15 protein-coding genes are annotated in these 19,011 nt (G+C 67.6%); 6 read left to right on the top strand and 9 right to left on the bottom strand.

The features are described 5' to 3' along the window. Positions 1-178: 178 nt before the first annotated feature. Positions 179-1,237 carry a DUF1338 domain-containing protein gene (locus K309_RS0103085; protein ID WP_029045051.1) on the top strand — a complete coding sequence of 353 codons (1,059 nt, stop codon included), beginning with the start codon at positions 179-181 and terminating at the stop codon, positions 1,235-1,237. 54 nt (positions 1,238-1,291) lie between these two features. On the opposite strand, the gene fusA is transcribed toward K309_RS0103085, so the two are convergent. Then, a complete protein-coding gene (fusA, locus tag K309_RS0103080) occupies positions 1,292-3,400 on the bottom strand; it encodes an elongation factor G (protein WP_029045050.1) in 2,109 nt (702 codons plus the stop codon). A gap of 255 nt (positions 3,401-3,655) precedes the next feature. Between fusA and K309_RS0103075 the strand changes: the two genes are divergently transcribed. Next, the gene (locus K309_RS0103075) at positions 3,656-4,285 is read left to right on the top strand and encodes a response regulator transcription factor (protein WP_029045049.1); all 630 of its coding nucleotides are present in this window, start codon (positions 3,656-3,658) and stop codon (positions 4,283-4,285) included. 82 nt (positions 4,286-4,367) lie between these two features. Here the strand turns inward: K309_RS0103075 and K309_RS0103070 are convergent, their stop codons facing one another. After that, the gene (locus K309_RS0103070; RefSeq protein WP_051320311.1) at positions 4,368-5,165 is read right to left on the bottom strand and encodes a FadR/GntR family transcriptional regulator; all 798 of its coding nucleotides are present in this window, start codon (positions 5,163-5,165) and stop codon (positions 4,368-4,370) included. 112 nt (positions 5,166-5,277) lie between these two features. Here K309_RS0103070 and gudD point away from each other — a divergent pair, with 112 nt between their 5' ends. The 3 genes from gudD to K309_RS0103055 all read left to right on the top strand — a co-directional run bounded on the left by gudD (position 5,278) and on the right by K309_RS0103055 (position 8,858). After that, positions 5,278-6,651 carry a glucarate dehydratase gene (gudD, locus tag K309_RS0103065; RefSeq protein ID WP_029045047.1) on the top strand — a complete coding sequence of 458 codons (1,374 nt, stop codon included), beginning with the start codon at positions 5,278-5,280 and terminating at the stop codon, positions 6,649-6,651. Between the two features lie 45 nt (positions 6,652-6,696). Then, positions 6,697-7,722, top strand: coding sequence for a Bug family tripartite tricarboxylate transporter substrate binding protein (locus tag K309_RS0103060; RefSeq protein ID WP_029045046.1), 1,026 nt, complete (start codon positions 6,697-6,699; stop codon positions 7,720-7,722). Between the two features lie 134 nt (positions 7,723-7,856). Further along, positions 7,857-8,858 carry a Bug family tripartite tricarboxylate transporter substrate binding protein gene (locus K309_RS0103055; protein ID WP_029045045.1) on the top strand — a complete coding sequence of 334 codons (1,002 nt, stop codon included), beginning with the start codon at positions 7,857-7,859 and terminating at the stop codon, positions 8,856-8,858. Positions 8,859-9,021: 163 nt separating this feature from the next. Here the strand turns inward: K309_RS0103055 and K309_RS0103050 are convergent, their stop codons facing one another. Together K309_RS0103050 and kdgD are read right to left on the bottom strand one after the other, a co-directional pair. Then, positions 9,022-10,548, bottom strand: a complete 1,527-nt coding sequence (locus tag K309_RS0103050) for an aldehyde dehydrogenase (NADP(+)) (RefSeq protein ID WP_029045044.1) — start codon at positions 10,546-10,548, stop codon at positions 9,022-9,024. Between the two features lie 113 nt (positions 10,549-10,661). Beyond that, positions 10,662-11,576, bottom strand: a complete 915-nt coding sequence (kdgD, locus tag K309_RS0103045) for a 5-dehydro-4-deoxyglucarate dehydratase (RefSeq protein WP_029045043.1) — start codon at positions 11,574-11,576, stop codon at positions 10,662-10,664. Between the two features lie 348 nt (positions 11,577-11,924). Here kdgD and K309_RS0103040 point away from each other — a divergent pair, with 348 nt between their 5' ends. Then, positions 11,925-12,905 (top strand): DedA family protein/thiosulfate sulfurtransferase GlpE, encoded by a 981-nt coding sequence (locus tag K309_RS0103040; RefSeq protein ID WP_029045042.1) that lies wholly within the window; start codon positions 11,925-11,927, stop codon positions 12,903-12,905. A gap of 10 nt (positions 12,906-12,915) precedes the next feature. Here the strand turns inward: K309_RS0103040 and K309_RS0103035 are convergent, their stop codons facing one another. From K309_RS0103035 to K309_RS0103015, 5 genes are all read right to left on the bottom strand, one after another. After that, the gene (locus K309_RS0103035; RefSeq protein ID WP_029045041.1) at positions 12,916-13,872 is read right to left on the bottom strand and encodes a DUF1177 domain-containing protein; all 957 of its coding nucleotides are present in this window, start codon (positions 13,870-13,872) and stop codon (positions 12,916-12,918) included. A gap of 59 nt (positions 13,873-13,931) precedes the next feature. After that, positions 13,932-15,092, bottom strand: coding sequence for a porin (locus K309_RS0103030; protein WP_029045040.1), 1,161 nt, complete (start codon positions 15,090-15,092; stop codon positions 13,932-13,934). Positions 15,093-15,268: 176 nt separating this feature from the next. Further along, a complete protein-coding gene (gene pepE, locus K309_RS0103025) occupies positions 15,269-16,024 on the bottom strand; it encodes a dipeptidase PepE (RefSeq protein ID WP_029045039.1) in 756 nt (251 codons plus the stop codon). Positions 16,025-16,054: 30 nt separating this feature from the next. Beyond that, positions 16,055-17,239 (bottom strand): aminotransferase class V-fold PLP-dependent enzyme, encoded by a 1,185-nt coding sequence (locus tag K309_RS0103020; protein ID WP_029045038.1) that lies wholly within the window; start codon positions 17,237-17,239, stop codon positions 16,055-16,057. Between the two features lie 65 nt (positions 17,240-17,304). Beyond that, a complete protein-coding gene (locus K309_RS0103015) occupies positions 17,305-18,912 on the bottom strand; it encodes an OPT/YSL family transporter (RefSeq protein WP_029045037.1) in 1,608 nt (535 codons plus the stop codon). Between the last annotated feature and the right edge of the window lie 99 nt (positions 18,913-19,011).

The following is a 19,011-nucleotide window of genomic DNA, read 5'->3' as shown; positions in this document are numbered from 1 at the left end:
TCCGACAGTATAAACAGCGGCGCGATACCGGAGGTCGTGCGCCGCGCGCACAACGTTGTGCGCAATGCGCGCTTGTGCGCGGGCCGCGCGGGCCACTATCCTGCCCCGCAGATCGTGGCCCTGCCCGCCTCGCCCGCCGGGGTGCAAGCCGGTCCGCGACGCCCACATCCAAGCGCCCATGTCATCCAATATCTCCACGCTCCTTACCGCCAACGTCGGCGCCACCCGCGCCGCGCAACTGATGTCGCTGGTCACGCTGCCGGCCAGCCTGCTCCAGGACCCACAGGACCCACAGGACCCACAGGACCCACAGGACCCACAAGGCCGCGCCACCCGGGCCGAGATCGCCCAGGCGCTGAACATGGTGCTGTTCGGCGGCATCCTGGAGCGCGTGCCGACCGGCCGCGCTTACACCGACGACGTGGCCGCCGCCGGCGGCAAGGTCACCTTCGACCACGGCGCGCTGCGCACGGTCAAGTGGCGCGACAACGGCGCGCTGCCCGAAGGCGAGGCCGCCTTTACCCGCATCCTGCGGCCGCTGGGCTACGTGCTCAACGGCACGTATCCGCTCGACCGCATCGGCATGACCGGGCGCTCGTATGCGCACGCCGACGCATCCGAAGACATCGCCCAGTTCTTCGTCAGCGAATTGCATCCGGAGCGCTTCAGCGAAGACTTCCGCGCCGCCGTCAGCCGCGTGACCGGCAGCTCCGTCGATCCGCTGACGCCGCGCGCGCAGACGCTGCTGTGGCAACTGGAGCGCGACGGCGCGCTGCCCGTGGCCGACGGCGCCGAACTGGTCGGCTTGCTTGTGCCGTGCTTCGAGCGCCAGCACACCGCGCCGCGGCTGGCTGACTATGAAGCGCTGCTGCGCGAATCGGCCGAAATGGCGTGGATCGCGACAGAAGGCAATGCCTTCAACCACGCCACCGACCGCGTCGACGACGTGTTCGCGCTGGCCGAGCGGCAGAAGCGGCTGGGCCGGCCGATGAAGGACAAGGTGGAGGTGTCCGGAAGCGGACGCGTCAAGCAGACGGCGTTCCGCGCCGATACCGTGCGCCGCACGTTCATCGGTGCGCAGGGCGAGGCCGTCGAGCGCGAGGTGCCGGGGTCCTTCTATGAGTTCATCACGCGCGAGCGCTTTGCCGAAGCGGAAGCTGCGCCACAGCGTTATGACCTCGGGTTTGACGCGGGCAATGCGCAGGGGATTTTCAGGATGACCGCGGCGGCGTGCTGAGCCGCAGATGATGTTCTCTCTCTCCCGCTTCAGGGAGAGAGAGAAGCCACGCGCCTATCCAAGCTTCTTCGCCGAAATCACCGCTTCGGCCACGTTGGCCGGCGCCTCGGCATAGTGCTTGAACTCCATGGTGAACGTCGCGCGACCCTGCGTCAGCGAGCGCAGCGTGGTCGAGTAGCCGAACATCGTCGCCAGCGGCACTTCGGCGCGCACGATCTTGCCGCCGCCACCGGCAATGTCTTCCATGCCGTGCACCATGCCGCGGCGTGACGACAGGTCGCCCATCACGTTGCCGGTGAACTCCTCCGGCGTTTCCACCTCGACCGCCATCATCGGCTCCAGCAGCGCCGGCCGGGCCCGGCGCATGCCTTCCTTGAACGCCATCGAGCCCGCCATGCGGAAGGCATTCTCGTTCGAGTCCACGTCGTGGTACGAGCCGAACACCAGCGTGGCCTTGATGTCCACCACCGGATAGCCTGCCAGCACGCCCGACTGCAAGGTTTCGCGGATGCCCTTGTCAACCGCGGGGATAAACTCGCGCGGCACCACGCCGCCCTTGATCGCGTCGACGAATTCGTACCCGGCGCCGTGCGGCATCGGCTCGAGGTTCAGCACCACGTGGCCGTACTGGCCGCGGCCGCCGGACTGCTTGATGAACTTGCCTTCCACGTCCTTGACCGGCTGGCGGATGGTCTCGCGGTAAGCCACCTGCGGCTTGCCCACTGACGCTTCCACATTGAATTCGCGGCGCATGCGCTCGACCAGGATTTCCAGGTGCAGCTCGCCCATGCCCGAGATGATGGTCTGGCCGGATTCCTCGTCGGTGTTCACGCGGAACGACGGGTCCTCCTGCGCCAGGCGGTTCAGCGCAATGCCCATCTTTTCCTGGTCGGCCTTGGTCCTGGGCTCCACCGCCTGCGAGATCACGGGCTCGGGGAAGCTCATGCGTTCCAGGATGATGACCTTGTCCGGGTCGCACAGCGTATCGCCGGTGGTCGCCTCCTTCAGCCCGACCGCCGCGGCAATGTCGCCGGCGCGTACTTCCTTGATCTCCTGGCGCACGTTGGCATGCATCTGCAGGATTCGGCCAAGCCGCTCGCGCTTGGACTTGAGCGGGTTGTAGACGGTATCGCCGGAATTGACCACGCCCGAATACACGCGGAAAAAGATCAGCTGGCCGACGAAGGGATCGGTCATGATCTTGAACGCCAGCGCCGAGAACGGCTCGTCGTCGTTCGGATGGCGCTCGGCCTGGCGGTCGTCCTCGGTGTGGCCGAGGATGGCCGGCACGTCGGCGGGCGAGGGCAGGTAGTCGATGACAGCATCGAGCATGCTCTGCACGCCCTTGTTCTTGAAGGCGCTGCCGCACAGCATCGGCACGATCTCGTTGGCGATGGTGCGCTTGCGCAGGCCGCGCTTGATCTGCTCTTCGGTCAGCGCTTCACCCGACAGGTAGCGCTCGAGCAGGGCCTCGTCGGCCTCGGCCGCGGCTTCTACCATCTTGTCGCGCCAGGCTTGCGCGGTCGCCAGCAGCTCGGCCGGGATCTCCTGGTACTCGAAGCGGACCCCCTGGCTGGCATCGTCCCAGACGATGGCCTTCATCTTGACCAGGTCGATCACGCCCAGGAAATGGTCCTCCTCGCCGAGCGGGATCTGGATCGGCACGGCGCGCCCCTTGAGGCGGTCGGCGATCTGCGCCTGCACGCGGAAGAAGTCCGCGCCGACGCGGTCCATCTTGTTGACGAAGGCAATGCGCGGTACCGCGTACTTGTTGGCCTGGCGCCAGACCGTCTCGGATTGCGGCTGCACGCCGCCGACCGCGTCGTAGACCATGCAGGCGCCGTCGAGCACGCGCATCGAGCGCTCGACTTCGATGGTGAAGTCGACGTGTCCCGGCGTATCGATGATGTTGATACGGTGTTCGGGGTAATTGCCGGCCATGCCTTTCCAGAAGGCGGTGGTGGCAGCCGACGTGATGGTGATGCCGCGCTCCTGCTCCTGCTCCATCCAGTCCATGGTGGCAGCGCCATCGTGCACTTCGCCCAGCTTGTGGTTGACGCCCGTGTAGAACAGGATGCGTTCGGTCGTCGTGGTCTTGCCGGCGTCAATATGCGCGCTGATGCCGATGTTGCGGTAGCGCTCGATGGGGGTCTTGCGGGACACAGTGTTCTCCTGGGTAACACCTCCGAATAGAGTAGCACCACTGGGCCTTTGCCGTTGCCCCTGCCACACGCAGGGGAACGCACGCGTGCGGCGCGTGGTCGTGCATGCAATGGTGCGCGGCGTCTGAGGCGAGCCTAGGGGCGAGCTGCAATACCTTGCGGAATCCTCCCATCCTACGCGCCGTCGTGCCTCCCTATACTGGGCCTGCATCGCGCCGGCCGATGCCCCGACATACCCATTCACGCGAACCGACGCATGACCACCATCCTGATCGTTGACGACCACCCGGCGATGCGGCTGATTCTCAAGACCCACTTGTTGCAGCTCCTCGGCGTCGATGAAGTGCTCGAGGCCGACAACGGGCAAAGCGCGCTCGACCTGGTGCGCGCGCGCATGCCCGACCTCGTGCTGCTCGATCTCGACATACCGCGCTCGAGCGGCCTCGACGTGGCGCCGCGCCTGCGGGCGATCCATCCGCAGGTGCGCCTGCTGGTGGTGACGGCGCTCGACCCGGCGGTGTTCGTCAGCCGCGCGTGGCAGGTCGGCGCGCAGGGCTTTGTCAGCAAGACACAGGACCTGAAGGAAATCCTGCGCGCGGTCGAGTCGGTGCTGGCCGGCTACACGGTGTTCCCCGCGATGGGACGGGATGGCGGCTCGCGCCATGCCGTTTCCGCCGACGATGAGATGCTGCGCCGCCTTTCCGACAAGGAACTGGTGGTTCTGCAGATGCTGGCGCGCGGCATGTCGTACAAGGCCATCAGCGCCAGCCTCTTTATCAGCAACAAGACCGTCAGCAGCTACAAGGCGCGCATCATGGCCAAGCTGCAGGTGTCGTCGCTGGTTGAACTGGTCGACTTCGCGCGCCGCTGCCGCCTCGCCTTGTAAATGCCAGTCGCTGGTAATTGTTCGGACATCGTATGACTTAGGACCACAGGCACGCCCTGTGGGGCGTCCGGGACTCCGGGCGTCAGGCCTGCGCGCTGCCGGAGCCCGAGGCCTTGCGCAGCCGCTCGCGGCTGTTGGTCAGGTGCATGCGCATCGCCGCCTTGGCCGCGTCCGGGTCGCGGCGCTCGATTGCGTCGTAGATGTTCTCGTGCTCGAACTGGACGCGCTCCAGGTACTGTTCGCGCTCCGGCGTATTGACCTGCAGACGGCTGCGCGGGATCAGCATGGTGCCCAGGTGGCCCATGATGTCGGTGAAGTAGCGGTTGCCGGTGGCGCGCGCGATGGCCAGGTGGAAGGCAAAATCGCTGTCCACCGCGTCGCTGCCAGCCCCGGTGTTGCGCTTGAGTTCGTCAAGCGCCTGGCGCATGGCGGCCAGCTGGGCGTCGCTGCGGCGCGCGGCGGCCAGTCCGGCAGCCTCTGCCTCCAGGCTGACGCGGAATTCCAGCATCGCCATCACATCGATGGCAGTGCCAAGCGTATCCGGCCCGATGCGGAACGGCGAGGGCGCTTCCGCCGCGCGCGCCAGCACGAACGTGCCGATGCCGTGGCGGGTCTCGACCAGTCCGCTGGCCTGCAGCCGCGACAAGGCCTCGCGCACCACCGTGCGGCTTACGCCCTGCGTCGCCATGATTTCCGATTCGGTCGGCAGCTTGTCGCCGGGCTTGAGCTGGCCCTGGCGGATCTCCTCGGATAGCGCCTGTACCACTTCCTCGGCCAGCGTGCGGCCGCGGCGGCGCAGCGGCAAGGCCGCGGCGGCGTTGGGCGCGCTGGTGGCAGCGGCGGACGGGTCGGGCAGGGCAGGATTGCGTGCGGTAGGCATGGCGGTTACGGGCGGGGTTTCCCGGACTTGACCGGTTCGAGATGGCCTTATTATACTGGGTTATCAGTCATACGATGACAGATAACATAGCAATGCCGGAGACCAGACCCGAATGACCCATCCCGCCACTTCCGCCGCCCCCGCCACGCACGCCGGTGCCGGCCAGACTCCCGTGGTGACCGAACTCACCGTGGTGCCCGTTGCCGGGCACGACAGCATGCTGATGAACCTGTCCGGCGCGCATGGCCCGTACTTCACGCGCAATATCGTGATCCTGCGCGACAGCGCCGGCCACACCGGCGTGGGCGAAGTGCCGGGCGGCGAAGGCATCCGCCAGACGCTGGAAGACGCCCGGCCGCTGCTGGTCGGGCAGCCCATCGGCCAATACCAGGCCATCCTGAACCGCGTGCGTGCCACCTTCGCCAGCCGCGATGCCGGCGGCCGCGGCCTGCAGACCTTCGACCTGCGCATCACTATCCATGCCGTCACCGCGCTGGAAGCGGCGCTGCTCGACCTGCTTGGCCAGCACCTGGAGGTGCCGGTGGCGGCACTGCTGGGCGAAGGCCAGCAGCGCGACGCCGTCGAGATGCTGGGCTACCTGTTCTATATCGGCGACCGCCAGCGCACCACGCTGGACTACCGCACCGAGCCCGATGCCGACAACGCCTGGTTCCGCCTGCGCAATGAAGTGGCGATGACGCCCGAGGCGGTCGTCCGCCTGGCCGAGGCCGCGTACGAACGCTACGGCTTCAACGACTTCAAGCTCAAGGGCGGCGTGCTGCGCGGCGACGAAGAGATGCAGGCGATCCTGGCGCTGGCCGAGCGCTTCCCGAAGGCGCGCATCACGCTCGACCCCAACGGCGCCTGGTCGCTGGCCGAGGCCGTGCGCCTGTGCCGTGACAAGCGCGGCGTGCTCGCCTACGCCGAAGACCCGTGCGGTGCCGAGGACGGCTATTCCGGCCGCGAAGTGATGGCCGAGTTCCGTACCGCCACCGGCCTGCCCACGGCGACCAACATGATCGCCACCGACTGGCGCCAGATGGGCCATGCGGTGCGCCTGCAGTCGGTCGACATCCCGCTGGCCGACCCGCATTTCTGGACCTTGCAGGGTTCGGTGCGCGTGGCGCAGATGTGCGCCGAATGGGGCCTGACCTGGGGCTCGCACTCGAACAACCACTTCGATATCTCGCTGGCGATGTTCACCCACGTGGCCGCCGCCGCGCCGGGCCGCGTCACCGCCATCGACACGCACTGGATCTGGCAGGACGGCGAGAACCTGACCAAGGCGCCGCTGAAGATCGAGAACGGCCTGGTGGAGGTGCCGAAGACGCCGGGCCTTGGCGTGGAACTCGACATGGACGCGCTGGGCCGCGCCCACGCGCTGTACCAGAGCAAGGGCCTGGGCGCTCGCGACGATGCCATCGCCATGCAGTTCCTGATCCCCGGCTGGCAGTTCAACAACAAGGCGCCCTGCATGGTGCGCTGACCCGGACGGCAGTCCGGCATCGACAAGATTTAGCAGGAGACAATGATGTATCCCTTCCAACGCACGGGCGCGCTGCGCCTGCAAGCCTGGCTGCGCGTGGTTGCCGTCGGCTCGGTGCTGACCGTCGCCGCGCTGGCCGCGTTGACGGCGGGCAGCGCCCGGGCCGCGCAAGACTGGCCGCAGCGCCCGGTCTCGGTGGTGGTGCCGTTCCCCGCGGGCGGCTCCACCGACACCATCGCGCGCATGCTGACGGCGCCGCTCAACGAGAAGCTGGGCCAGCCCTTCGTGGTCGACAACAAGCCCGGCGCAACCGGAGCCATCGGCGCGACCTTCGTCAAGCGCGCGCCGGCGGACGGCTACACCATGCTGGTGGCGTCGATCGGCGTCTTTGCCGTCAACCCGTTCCTGCAGAAGAACCTGGGCTACGACCCGGTCAAGGACTTCGACCTGCTGACGGTGGCGGTACGCGCGCCTAACGTGCTGGTGGTCAATCCGCAGTTCCCGGCGAAGAACGTGCAGGAACTGGTGGCGCACATGAAGAAGAACCCGGGCAAGGTCAGCTTTGCCTCGTCCGGCGCGGGGTCGTCCGACCACCTGACCGCGGCGCTGTTCTGGCAGAAGACCGGCACCGACGGCCTGCACGTGCCATACAAGGGCGGTGCGCCGGCCATCTCCGACCTGCTCGCCGGCCAGGTGGACGTGTCGTTCCAGAACATCAACGCGGTGCTGCAGCACATCCGTACCGGCAAGCTCAAGGCGCTGGCGGTGACGGCGGACAAGCGCTCCGCCGTGCTGCCCAACGTGCCGACCATGGCGGAAGCCGGCGTCAAGGAGGTCGAGGTCTATTCGTGGCAGGGCGTCGCCGCGCCGCGGGGACTGCCCGCCGACGTGAAGACGCGCCTGCATGGCGCGCTGGTCGGCGCGTTGAACGACCCCAGGATGCGCCAGAAGCTGTCGGAGAACGGCTTCGAGGTGGTCGCGAACACGCCCGAGCAGTTCAGCCAGTTTGAAGCGCAGGAACTGCAGCGCTGGAAGACCGTGATCGAGAAGGGCCGCATCGTGCTCGACTGAGCGCAACAGGCAGCGACAGACAGCAACAGGCAGCAACAGGCATCAACCGCACCTGACTAACACACCGACAGCGCCGGCCGCCGCACGACCACCGTGCCGCGCCGGCGCACTTGCAACAACAATGGAGACATAGCATGACCCAGGGACGCCGCATCTTCCTCAAGCAGACTTCCGCGTTGGCCGCGGGCATCGCCGCCGGCCCGCTGGCTGGCCTGGCAACCGGCGCGCATGCCGCGCAGCAGGCGTGGCCGACGCGCCCGATCCGCCTGATCGTGCCGTACACCGCCGGCGGTTCGTCAGACATCATCGCGCGCCTGATCAGCAAGCAGCTGGGCGAAGCGCTGGGCCAGTCCGTGGTGGTCGACAACAAGCCCGGCGCCAACGGCAACGTCGGCGCGGCACTGGTCGCGCAGGCCACCGACAACCACACGCTGATGCTGTGCGACATCGGCGCGCTGGCGATCAGCCCCTCGGTCTATACCAAGCTGACCTTCAATATCGCCAAGGACCTGAAGCCGGTGACGATGCTGGCGTACTCGCCGCACCTGCTGGTGGTGCATCCGTCGGTGCAGGTCAGCAACCTGAAAGAACTGGTCGAGCTGTCCAAGCGCAGCCAGCTGAACTTTGCCGTGACCGCGATCGGCAGCGCGCCCCACCTGGCCGGCGTGGCGGTGGAGCAGGCCACCGGCGCCAAGTGGCAATACGTGCCGTACAAGGGCGGCTCGCAGGCGATCGCCGATACCGTCGGCGGCAGCGCGCAGGTGCTGATGAACGGCATGCTGGCCACGCTGCCGCATGTGCAGTCGGGCAAGCTCAAGCTGATCGCCCAGTCCAAGCGCACGCGCATGCCGCTGCTGCAGAACGTGCCGACCATTGCCGAGCAGGGCGTGCCCAATTTTGAATCGGGCACGTGGCAGGGCGTGATGGCGCCGGCCAGCATGCCGGATGCGCTGGTGACGCGGATCAACGCCGAGCTGATCAAGATCATCCGCGCTCCAGAACTGCGTTCGCAACTGGTCCAGCAGGGTGCTGAAGTGGTCACGATGACGCCGGCAGAAACCGGCAAGTTCTTTGTTGCCGAGCAGGCGCGCTGGGCGGGGGTAGTGAAGCAGGCGGGGATCAAGCTGGAGGCTTGATACGCAGGGATATTTGCTCCGACGCCCCGCAGGGGCGCTGCGATGCCATAACGGCCCGCGTGTTGAACGCGGGCCGTTTGTCCTTGCGCCGGCGATTCTTGCGCCGGCGATTCAAAACAAAAAGCCCCGCACAAGGCGGGGCCAGTCACTGCAGGCGCTGCGCTTATCCCTGCAGCGCCGCCGGCAGCAATCCCTGCGGCAGGTTCTGGTAGCAGACCGGGCGCAGGAAACGATCGATCGCCGTGGCGCCGACCGAGGTCGAGCGCACGTCCGACGTGGCCGGGAACGGCCCGCCATGCACCATCGCATAAGCCACTTCCACCCCGGTCGGATAGCCGTTGCACAGCACGCGCCCGGCCTTGCGCTCCAGCACCGGCAGCAGTTGGCGCGCGGCCTCATGGTCGGCGTCGTCGAGCTGCATGGTGGCGGTGAGCTGGCCCTCCAGCTGGCGTGCCAGCGCGAGCATCTCTTCCAGGTCGCGGCACACCACCAGCACCGTCGACGGGCCGAACACTTCGGCCTGCATGCGGTGATCGGCGAGGAATTGCGCGGCGGTGGTTTCGAACATCACCGGACGGGCCTGGTTGACCCCCGTGGCGGCAACCCCGTCGCCGATGCGCTGCAGGCCATCCAGCGACGACAGCTGCGCCACGCCCTTTTCATAGGCGGCATGGATGCCCGGCGTCAGCATGGTCGCCGCCGGCTTGCCACCCAGCGCGTCGAGCGCCGCGGCGCGGAACTGGTCCAGCGCCGGGCCTTCGATGCCGATGACCAGGCCGGGGTTGGTACAGAACTGGCCGACGCCCAGCACCAGCGAATCGACCAGCTGGCGTCCAATCTCGGCGCCGCGCGCCTGCAGCGCGGCGGGCAGCAGGAACACCGGGTTGATGCTGCTCATCTCGGCGTACACGGGAATCGGCTGCGGCCGGGCGTTGGCTGCCTGCATCAGCGCCATGCCGCCCGAACGCGAACCGGTGAAGCCGACCGCCTGGATCGCGGGATGCGACACCAGCGCCGTGCCCACGACATTGCCCGCGCCCACCAGCAGCGAAAACACGCCTTCCGGCAGGCCGGCATCCTGCACGGCTTTCTGGATCACGCGGCCGACCAGCTCGGACGTGCCCAGGTGCGCAGAATGCGCCTTGACCACCACCGGGCAACCGGCTGCCAGCGCCGAGGCCGTGTCGCCGCCGGCGACCGAGAAGGCCAGCGGGAAGTTGCTGGCACCGAACACCGCCACCGGGCCAATGGCGATGCGTTGCATGCGCAGGTCGGGGCGCGGCGGGGTGCGCTCGGGCAGCGCGGCGTCGAAGGTGGCCTCCTGCCAGCGGCCTTCGCGCAGCACGGTCGCGAACAGGCGCAACTGGCCGGCGGTGCGGCCGCGCTCGCCCTGCAGGCGCGCGACCGGCAGGCCGCTTTCCTGGTGGGCACGCTCGATCAGCGTGTCGCCCAGTGCCTCGATGCCGGCGGCGATCGCTTCCAGGAAGGCCGCGCGCTGCTCGGACGAAGTATTGCGATAGGTGTCGAAGGCCGCTTCGGCCAGCGCGCAGGCGCGCTCGACGTCGGCTTGGCCGCCGCCGTGGAAGTCGGGGCCCAGGGTCTCGCCCGTGGCCGGGTTGATGGCCTGCAGCGTCGATTCGGTGCCGCGCACGGCTTGCGCGCCGATCAGCATGTCGCCGGTGATTTGCATGGGAGGTTTCCTTGTCAGCGTTTGAGTGTGGCAGAGGGTGGCAAAAGTGGACAAGCCGGCCGGAGGGCAAAGCGCCCCGCGGCCGGCCTGTCGCCGTGTAATGGCAGAAAGGATTACTGCGGGCCGAGCTTGTTGATCAGCGTGCCCAGCATTTCCATTTCTTCGCCGGTCAGGTCGGTCAACGGCGCGCGCACCGGGCCGCCGTCGCGGCCGACGATGCGGGCACCGGCCTTGACGATGCTGACGGCGTAGCCGGCCTTGCGGTTGCGGATGGCCAGGTACGGGAGGAAGAAGTTGTCGATCAGGCGGCCCACGGTCTCCTGGTCGTCCGCGGCGATGGCCCGGTAGAAGTCCATCGCGGTTTTCGGGATGAAGTTGAACACCGCCGACGAGTACACCGGCACGCCCAGCGCCTTGTAGGCGGCGGCGTAGACTTCCGCCGTGGGCAGGCCGCCCAGGTACGAGAAGCGGTCGCCCAGCTTGCGGCGGATGCTGACCATGGACTCGATGTCGCCCACGCCATCCTTGAAGCCGATCAGGTTGGGGCAACGGTCGGCCAGGCGGGCCAGTTGGTCGGCGTTCAGCCTGGAGTTGGCGCGGTTGTAGACGATCACGCCGATGTCGACCGACTTGCAGACCTCTTCCACGTGGGCGGCGATGCCGTCCTGGCTGGCTTCGGTCAGGTAGTGCGGCAGCAGCAGCACGCCGGCGGCGCCCAGGCGCTGGGCTTCCTGCGCGTAGGCGATGGCGGTGCGGGTCGGGCCGCCGGCGCCGGCCAGGATGGGCACCTTGCCTGCGCAGGTCTTGACCGCGGTATCGACCACGGCGGTGTAGTCGGCGGGGGTCAGCGAGAAGAACTCGCCGGTGCCACCGGCGGCGAACAGCGCGGTGGCGCCATACGGGGCCAGCCATTCCAGGCGGGCGGCATAGGACTTCGCGTTGAAGTCGCCCTTGGCGTCGAAGTCGGTAATGGGAAAGGACAGCAGGCCTTCGGAGACGATCTGCTTGAGTTCGTTAGGTGCGAGCATTGCGAAATCCTGATCGGGCCGGCGGCCCAGGGTGGTGACGGCGGAGGCTTGCCGGGCGGCAGGTCATCCGAGTTATCAGTCATCGTACGACAACGGCTCGGCAAAGGCAATAGGGGTAGGACCGGCCCGGGGGTTTACCGGGAGAAGAGATGGCGCGCGGCGGGCGTAGGGCAGTGCATTGGAAGAAGGCAGGCATGACTCGGTGCCATAACAATTGATTGACATCTGGTTGTAGGACAACGTAGGTGCTGGGTAGTCAATAATTTTGATGCGTCCATGCAAAGCCACCCCGTGCATTGGCCGCAGCCGGCTGGCACACTGGCATCCTGAACCAAGGGAGAGCACACGGTGGGAGAGTTACAGGCCTTGCTGGAAAACCACGGGCTGATGCTGGTATTCCTGAACGTGCTGGTCGAACAGGCGGGGCTGCCGGTGCCGGCGTACCCGATGCTGTTCGTCGCTGGCGCGCTCGGCATGCAGGAAACCGGTCCGTCGATCGGCGCGGTGCTGGCCGCGGTGATCGTCGCCTGCCTGATTGCCGATACCGGGTGGTACTTCGCCGGCCGCCGGCTTGGGCAGCCGATGCTGCGCACCATCTGCAAGGTATCGATCTCGCCCGATTCCTGCATCCGCCAGACCCAGTCGCTGTACCTGCGCGTGGGGCCGCGCTCGCTGGTGGTCGCGAAGCTGCTGCCCGGTGCCGGCGCGCTGTCAACCGCGATGGCCGGCATGACCGGCACGCCGCTGCCGGTGTTCCTGTTCTATGACGCGATCGGCGCGCTGGTGTGGGCCGGCAGCGGCCTGCTGATCGGCGTGGTGTTCAGCGACTTTATCGACGCCATCCTGGAGGGCTTCAGCACCTACGGCCATATGGCGCTGGTGGCGGTGGTGGTGGCGTTCCTGGTGTTCCTGGCGTGGCGCTCGTGGCGCCGCTTCCGGCTGCTGCGCATCACGAAGCGCGTGCCGCGCATGAGCGTGGATGAACTGGAATCGCGCCGCCTGGCCGGCACGCTGCCCGTCGTGATCGACGTGCGGGCCCATGGCGACATGCCGATGGAGCGCATCCCCGGCTCGATGGTGCTCGACATGCAGGGCGCGCTCGACAGCCTCGACGCGCTGGGCGTGCCGCCTGCCGAGGCCGACATCGTGGTCTATTGCGCCTGCCCGAACGAGATGTCCGCGGCGCTGCTGGCCGAACGCCTGCGTGTTGCCGGTTATCCAAAAACCTGGGCGCTCGCCGGCGGCTTCGACGAGTGGAAGCGGCGGCACGGCGAGACCGTGCCGCCTGTCGTCACGCATCCGGATCCGGGCAAGGTGGCGGCGCGCTGAGCCGCAAGCCTCAGCGCTTGCCGGCGGTCTGGAATACCGACAGGTCGGGATAGATCGCGCGGATCTTTTCCCACTCGGCAGCATTGAAGAACTGGCACTTGCCGACGCCGAAGCGTTTGGCCACCTCCACGCAGAAGCGCACCGCCTCGGCGATGTCGATCTCGTGGTTGGCCGAGGTGGCGCTGCCCGATACCACTGACTGCGCGGTCACTGCCACGCCAACCACGGGCGCCGCCGTGGCAACGTGCGGCTGCATGATGCTGTTGAAGTGGTACAGCCCGTTGTGGTACGGCGTGATGTCCTGCAGCGAGATCGGGAAGGTCACCGCCGGGCAGCCGGTGGTCGATTCCATCGTCGCCACCAGGTCCGGCGCCACGCGCAGGATGTAACCCTGCATCGCCGTCGGCGAGATGGCGAAGCCCCGGTGCTTGATGATGCTGTTGCCCTTGGATGCGTCGATCGACAGGATCGCTTCCATTTCCGGCAGCACCTGGTAATCGTTCATGGTGTCGGAGGACACCGGCATGCCCATGAACGGCACCGGGTCGTGCGGCTGCATCGAGACATCGGTCGACAGGTGCGTGGTCACGATCACGTCGCCGGCGAGGTGGTCGCCGCGCGCCTTCATCTGCGCGAGCTTCAGCGCCACCGCCAGGCAGCCGATCGGGCCGTCTGCATCGGACACCAGGCCCACCAGTTCCGGACGCGCGCCGATGGCGCCGTTGCGGCCGATCACGCCCAGCGTCGGTGCCTTGCCGCCGCCGCGCTTGCCGGCGGTGCCGGGGATCACGATGGTGATGAAGTCGGTGGTATTGGCCGTGTTCTCGGGCGGCGCGTTATTGACCGTGGTGACTTGCACGGTCACGCCGGCGCCGGCGTAGGGCGCGAACAGTTCGCTGGCGACCGCACCGTTGGCGTGCGGGCTGTCCAGGGCTTCGTGAATGACCAGCGTCTGCTGCAGGGCCATGGCTTTCTCCAGATGATGTGCCCGGCCCGCATGGCGCGGGCCGGGTGTCGGTTGAATCGTTAGAACTGGTGGCGCAGGCCGACCATCACCGTGGCCTGGCTGTCGCGCCCGTCCAGCGGCGTGCCGCTGCCGCCGGTCCAGCTGGTGGTGTTGTTGCCGAACAGGCCCGACCAGTCGCCGTGGACGCGGTCATAGGCCAGCGCCAGGTAGGTGTCGGTGCGCTTGCTGAAGGCGTAGTCGGCCACGGCATACGCGGTGGTGCGGTTGCCGCTGAAGCTGTCGGCGCGGGTGCGGTTGTGCATCACGCTGCCGGTCAGCGTCACGTTGCCGGTCACGGCATAGCTCGCGCCCAGCGTGAAGAAGTCGTCGTGGCGGCTGCTGCCGAACACCGAGTTGATCGCCGCGCGGTTGGTCGGCGTGGCGGCGGTCGACATGCTGGTGATGGTGGCCGTGTCCGTGCCGCCCTTGGACGAGTCGAAGCCCGCTTCGCGGTCGCTGTGGATGTAGTTGGCGAACAGGCTGGCGCGGCCGACCGCGGCTTTCAGGCCCGCCAGGTAGATGTTCGCGGTACGGCTCTGGCTGTCGCGGGTCTGCTGGAAGTCTCCGATCGCGGTGATCGGGCCGGCCGCGTACTTCAGGCCGAACGACATGGACGACGTGGCGCGGGTGTTGCCCGCGGTCTCGCCCAGCGCGTATTCGGCGATCAGCGACACCGGGCCGAAGTTGCCGGTGTAGCTGACGGCGTTGTCGTAGCGCTGGCCGGTCAGGTACACCATCCACGAGTTCGACGGCGCCGCGCCCACGCCGAGCGGATCGACGTAGTAAAGCATGGTGTTGGCCGTGGTGTATTGCCGCCCCAGCGCCAGCTCGCCCCACTGGTTGCCGATCTTCACGTACGCCTGGCGGCCGAACAGCTGGCCCTGCTGGTCGAACTTGCCGGTGTCGGCCAGGAACCCGTTCTCCAGCACGAAACCGGCCTTGACCCCGCCGCCGAGGTCCTCGATGCCTTTCAGGCCGAAGCGGCTGCCCGACAGGAAGCCTTCGCCGCCTTGCTGCATGCCGACCTGCGCATCGCCGGCGGGGTTGGAATGGGTCTGGTAGGTCAGCGCGGTGTCGATGACGCCGTAGAGCGTCACGCCCGACTGTGCGATCGCGGCGGCTGGCAGGCCGAGCAGCAGCGGCAATGCCATGCGCACGGCGTGGCGAAGGGTTTGGCTCATTGTGTTTTCTCCTCCAAAGGCAAAAAAGGGGCCATGCGGGCGGCGCTGGGCGGCTCGCGGGCGAGGTCTTGTTGTTTGTCGTGGCCGTGACCGGCCTGGGATGGCTAGCTGCTGATCGAGCGCCCGTGTCGCTGCTTTGCTCCCCTCTCCCGCTTGCGGGAGAGGGGAGAAAACACTCAAGCCGCAAAACCCGGCCAGTCCTCCATCCCGGCAGGCCCGGTGATCTGCGACAGCGGGAACGGCTCGCCTTCGCGGAGGGTTTCGACCTTGCCTTCGGCCGGGAACCACAGCGCATTGCGTTCGCCCAGCACGGTGCCGTTGATGCCATCCGAGTACAGCGCCGAGCCCTCCGGCAGCGCGAACACCTGTTCCGGCGCATTGATGTTCAGGAACTCGGCCAGGCGCTCCTCGCGGCTTTCGCCGTTGTGCCCCGCGGCCTTGCCGCTGATGAAATGCGGGTTGATCTGGAACGGCACCAGCCCCAGCGCTCGCAGCGAGGGCGGCTGCACGATCGGCATGTCGTTGGTGGTGCGGATGGTCGGGCAGGCCACATTGCTGCCGGCGCTCCAGCCCACGTACGGCGTGCCCGCGCGCACCTTCGCGCGGATCCCGTCGACGATGCCGGCGTCATACATGCGCTTGAGCAGCGCGAAGGTATTGCCGCCGCCCACGGCGATGGCCTCGGCTTCCTGCACCGCGCGCAGCGGATCGGCGCTGTGGTGGATCGACTCGAGCGCGTAGCCGAGCTTCTCGAACACCGGCTTGACCATGCCTTCATAGGTATCGAAGCTGAAGCTCACGCCCGCGAACGGCACGAACAGCACCTTGCGCGGCTCGCGCTGCAGCAGCGTGTGGATCTGCTCGCCGGCGTGCTCCAGGTAGCCGAGGTTGTCCTTGCGCGAGCTGCTCATCAGGAGGATGCGTTGGGTCATGTCTTGGATTCCGTCTGTTCGGTGTTGGGATCAGGCGATGGCGGCGCGGATCAGTGCGGCGACGCGGTCGATCTCTTCGTGCGTGTTGAAGTAGTGCAGCGACACGCGCGCCATGGTGGACACGCCGTAGCGCGCCAGGATCGAATCGGCCATGAAATTGCCCGCTTCGATGATGCATTGCTGCGCTTCCAGCGCGGCCACGATGTGCGTCGGATCCACGCCACGCACGTTGAACGGCACGATGCCGATGCGGTGCGTCACGTCGGCCGGGCCGTACAGTTCGAAGCCGGGGATCCCGGCAAGCTTCGCCACCGCGTACTCGGTCAGGTCGCGCACGCGCGCCTCGATGGCATCGATGCCGATGGCGGTCGCGTAGTCGATGGCGGTGCCCATGCCGAGGATGGCCGGCACGATCGGGCAGCCGGCTTCGAAGCGCTTCGCGCCCGCCACCAGCGACAGCGCGCCGGTGTTGCGGTCGTACGCGCCGTTCCACCAGCCCACCAGCATTGGCTCGACCTGCCCGATCAGCGCGCGGCGCACGTACACGAAGCCCGAGCCCTCGGTCGCGCGCAGCGCCTTGCGCCCGCAGCCGGCGAGGAAGTCGCAGTCCAGCTGCGCCACGTCGGAACGCAGCATGCCCACGCTCTGCGCGGCATTGACCAGCGACAGCACGCCATGCTTGCGCGCGACCGCGCAGATCTGCGCGGCGGGCTGCACGGCGCCAGTTGAGTTGGGGAGGTGCGAGAACGTCAGCAGGCGCGTGCGCGGGGTGATTGCGGCCGCGAAGGCTTCGGCAGACAGCAGCCCTTCGGCATTCGCCGCGACCATCTTCACCACGATGCCATGCGACTGCTCCAGCCGGCGCCACGGCAGCAGGTTGCTCAGCATCTCGGTGTCGGCCACCAGCACTTCATCGCCGGCTTGCCAGGGGATGCCGCGCACGGCGATGGCAATGCTTTCGGTGGCGTTCTTGGTGAAGGCGATCTCGTCGGCCGCGCAGTTGAGCAGTCCGGCCAGCTTGCCGCGCACGGCTTCCACGCGCGCATAGGTCTCCTTGCGGAACGCCGGCAGGTAGATGCCGACGTGCCCGGTATCGAGCAGGTAGCTGCGCACGGTGTCGAGCACGGCGTCGGGCGGAATCGAGGCCGCGGCCGTGTCGAGATAGATGGTGGAAGCCGTCAGCGGAGTGTCGGCGCGGATTGCTTGGATATCCATGGAACGTCTCGGGTAATGACTGGCGGGACGCAGCGCATGCGCCCCGGGATGGCTTGCTGCAGGGCTTACTTCTTCAGCTTGGTGACGGAGCCGAAGAAGCTGAAGAGGGCATCGCCGGCGATCACGCCGCCGGCAAAGGCGCTCATCTCGGCCAGGTGCTTGTCGCCGCGCAGGCGCTGCACCACGAAGCGGATCAGCAGGCCCGCCAGCACCGCCCAGCCGGCCAGCGGCGAGGCGATCAGCATGCCGGTGGAGAGCAGGATGCCGAGCTGGCGCTTGGAGCCACCGAGCCATTGCAGCAGCGCGCCGGGGATCGCCCAGATCACCAGGTTGCGCGCGATCTCGGCCGACGAGCCGGCCTTGATCGATGCCGCATAGACACGGTCCACCGGCGGGATCAGGCCCTGCGAGAAGAAGGTGCCGTGGAACACGATCACCACCACGGCGGCCACGCCGAAGCCGACCATCGCTGCCAGGAACTGCTGCTTGCGGCCTGCGATCTCGGCTTCCATGTCGCGGCCCTCGCCGCGCAGCAGGTAGCCGGTCTTCAGGTCGTAGCCCATGTCGGCAAAGGCCGGGCCGGTGGCTGCCGAGAAGCCCACCAGCACCGCCAGCGCCGTCGGCGGGAAGCCGATCAGGATGCCGATGGTCAGCGTGATCAGCGCCACCGCGAAGGCCGGGAACCAGCCCGAGTGCATCGCCGCGATGCCGACGATCAGCTCGTGCACATAGGCGGCAAAGGCGGCGTACAGCACGAACACGACCAGCATGCCGAGCGACATGTCCGACACATGCCCGGCCAGCAGCGAGATCAGCAGCGCGATCGCCAGGTAGATGACAAAGCCGCCCGACAGGATGCGGCTGGCGCGCGAGGCCGGAACTTCGATGCTGCGCGCATCGGCCGCCGGGGCGTTGCGCGCACGGCGGATTTCCGTGGCCACCTGGAACAGCGCGACGATGCCCGCGCCGATCATCAGGCCATGCGGAATGTAAGCCTTGGCGATATCGATGCCGGTCACCGCCACCGAATAGCCGCGTACCAGCAGGCCGATGCCGAACATGGTCAGCGCCGCCAGGTTGCCCAGGAACGCCGCGCCGAACGCCGACATCGGCACGCCCAGCCATGCGCCGCCGACGCCAACGGCAATGCCCAGGCCCAGGAACGCCGCCTTGCGGCCGCCGCGGTCGCCGGCCCAGATTGCCTCGGCGGTGGCGATGCCCGCCGGCCAGGTGCCGGTGGCGGGGAAGATCTTGCTGCCGAACAGGAAGTACAACATTGCGCCGTCGACGAACATGGCGATCACCGCGCCGATCAGCATCGGTGTGGCCAGCTCGGGCATGCCCATCGCATACGGCACGCCGATCGGGATCATCAGCGAGTTGGCGGCGCCGAAGGTGGCCGACGAGATCGCGGTCTGCACCAGGTTCTGCCGCTCCAGCACGCGGAAGCGCCGCGTGATCTCCAGCGGGATGCGCGAGAACACGATCGCGATCAGCGCGCCGATGATCGAGGTATTGGCCGAGATCCCCAGCGATACGATCAGCTGCATGCCGATCATGGCGCCGAATACCGACAGCGCCACCGACACCAGCAGCAGCAATGGCTCCATAAAGCGCGACCGTGTCGCGGGCTGCGCCGCCACCGGCGCGTTCAGTTGTGTTGGCATGGTCATGTCTTCCACCGCTCCCCGTAGTGTTGTCTGGTTTTGTGTGTCGTGCGCGCGCCTTGCGTAGGCGCGCCGCTATCGCATAAAGCCCGCCACCGGGCCAAT

Source organism: Cupriavidus phytohabitans, assembly GCF_000426345.1.
Lineage (GTDB): Bacteria > Pseudomonadota > Gammaproteobacteria > Burkholderiales > Burkholderiaceae > Cupriavidus.
This window is presented reverse-complemented; position numbering and strand designations above follow the sequence as displayed.

Excerpts from the sequence above, each read along its gene's own strand:
- K309_RS0103085 (WP_029045051.1), top strand. The coding sequence starts at position 179 with ATGTCATCCAATATCTCCACGCTCCTTACCGCCAACGTCGGCGCCACC.
- K309_RS0103075 (WP_029045049.1), top strand. The coding sequence starts at position 3,656 with ATGACCACCATCCTGATCGTTGACGACCACCCGGCGATGCGGCTGATT.
- K309_RS0103070 (WP_051320311.1), bottom strand. The coding sequence starts at position 5,165 with ATGCCTACCGCACGCAATCCTGCCCTGCCCGACCCGTCCGCCGCTGCC.
- gudD (WP_029045047.1), top strand. The coding sequence starts at position 5,278 with ATGACCCATCCCGCCACTTCCGCCGCCCCCGCCACGCACGCCGGTGCC.
- K309_RS0103060 (WP_029045046.1), top strand. The coding sequence starts at position 6,697 with ATGTATCCCTTCCAACGCACGGGCGCGCTGCGCCTGCAAGCCTGGCTG.
- K309_RS0103055 (WP_029045045.1), top strand. The coding sequence starts at position 7,857 with ATGACCCAGGGACGCCGCATCTTCCTCAAGCAGACTTCCGCGTTGGCC.
- K309_RS0103050 (WP_029045044.1), bottom strand. The coding sequence starts at position 10,548 with ATGCAAATCACCGGCGACATGCTGATCGGCGCGCAAGCCGTGCGCGGC.
- kdgD (WP_029045043.1), bottom strand. The coding sequence starts at position 11,576 with ATGCTCGCACCTAACGAACTCAAGCAGATCGTCTCCGAAGGCCTGCTG.
- K309_RS0103035 (WP_029045041.1), bottom strand. The coding sequence starts at position 13,872 with ATGGCCCTGCAGCAGACGCTGGTCATTCACGAAGCCCTGGACAGCCCG.
- K309_RS0103030 (WP_029045040.1), bottom strand. The coding sequence starts at position 15,092 with ATGAGCCAAACCCTTCGCCACGCCGTGCGCATGGCATTGCCGCTGCTG.
- pepE (WP_029045039.1), bottom strand. The coding sequence starts at position 16,024 with ATGACCCAACGCATCCTCCTGATGAGCAGCTCGCGCAAGGACAACCTC.
- K309_RS0103020 (WP_029045038.1), bottom strand. The coding sequence starts at position 17,239 with ATGGATATCCAAGCAATCCGCGCCGACACTCCGCTGACGGCTTCCACC.
- K309_RS0103015 (WP_029045037.1), bottom strand. The coding sequence starts at position 18,912 with ATGACCATGCCAACACAACTGAACGCGCCGGTGGCGGCGCAGCCCGCG.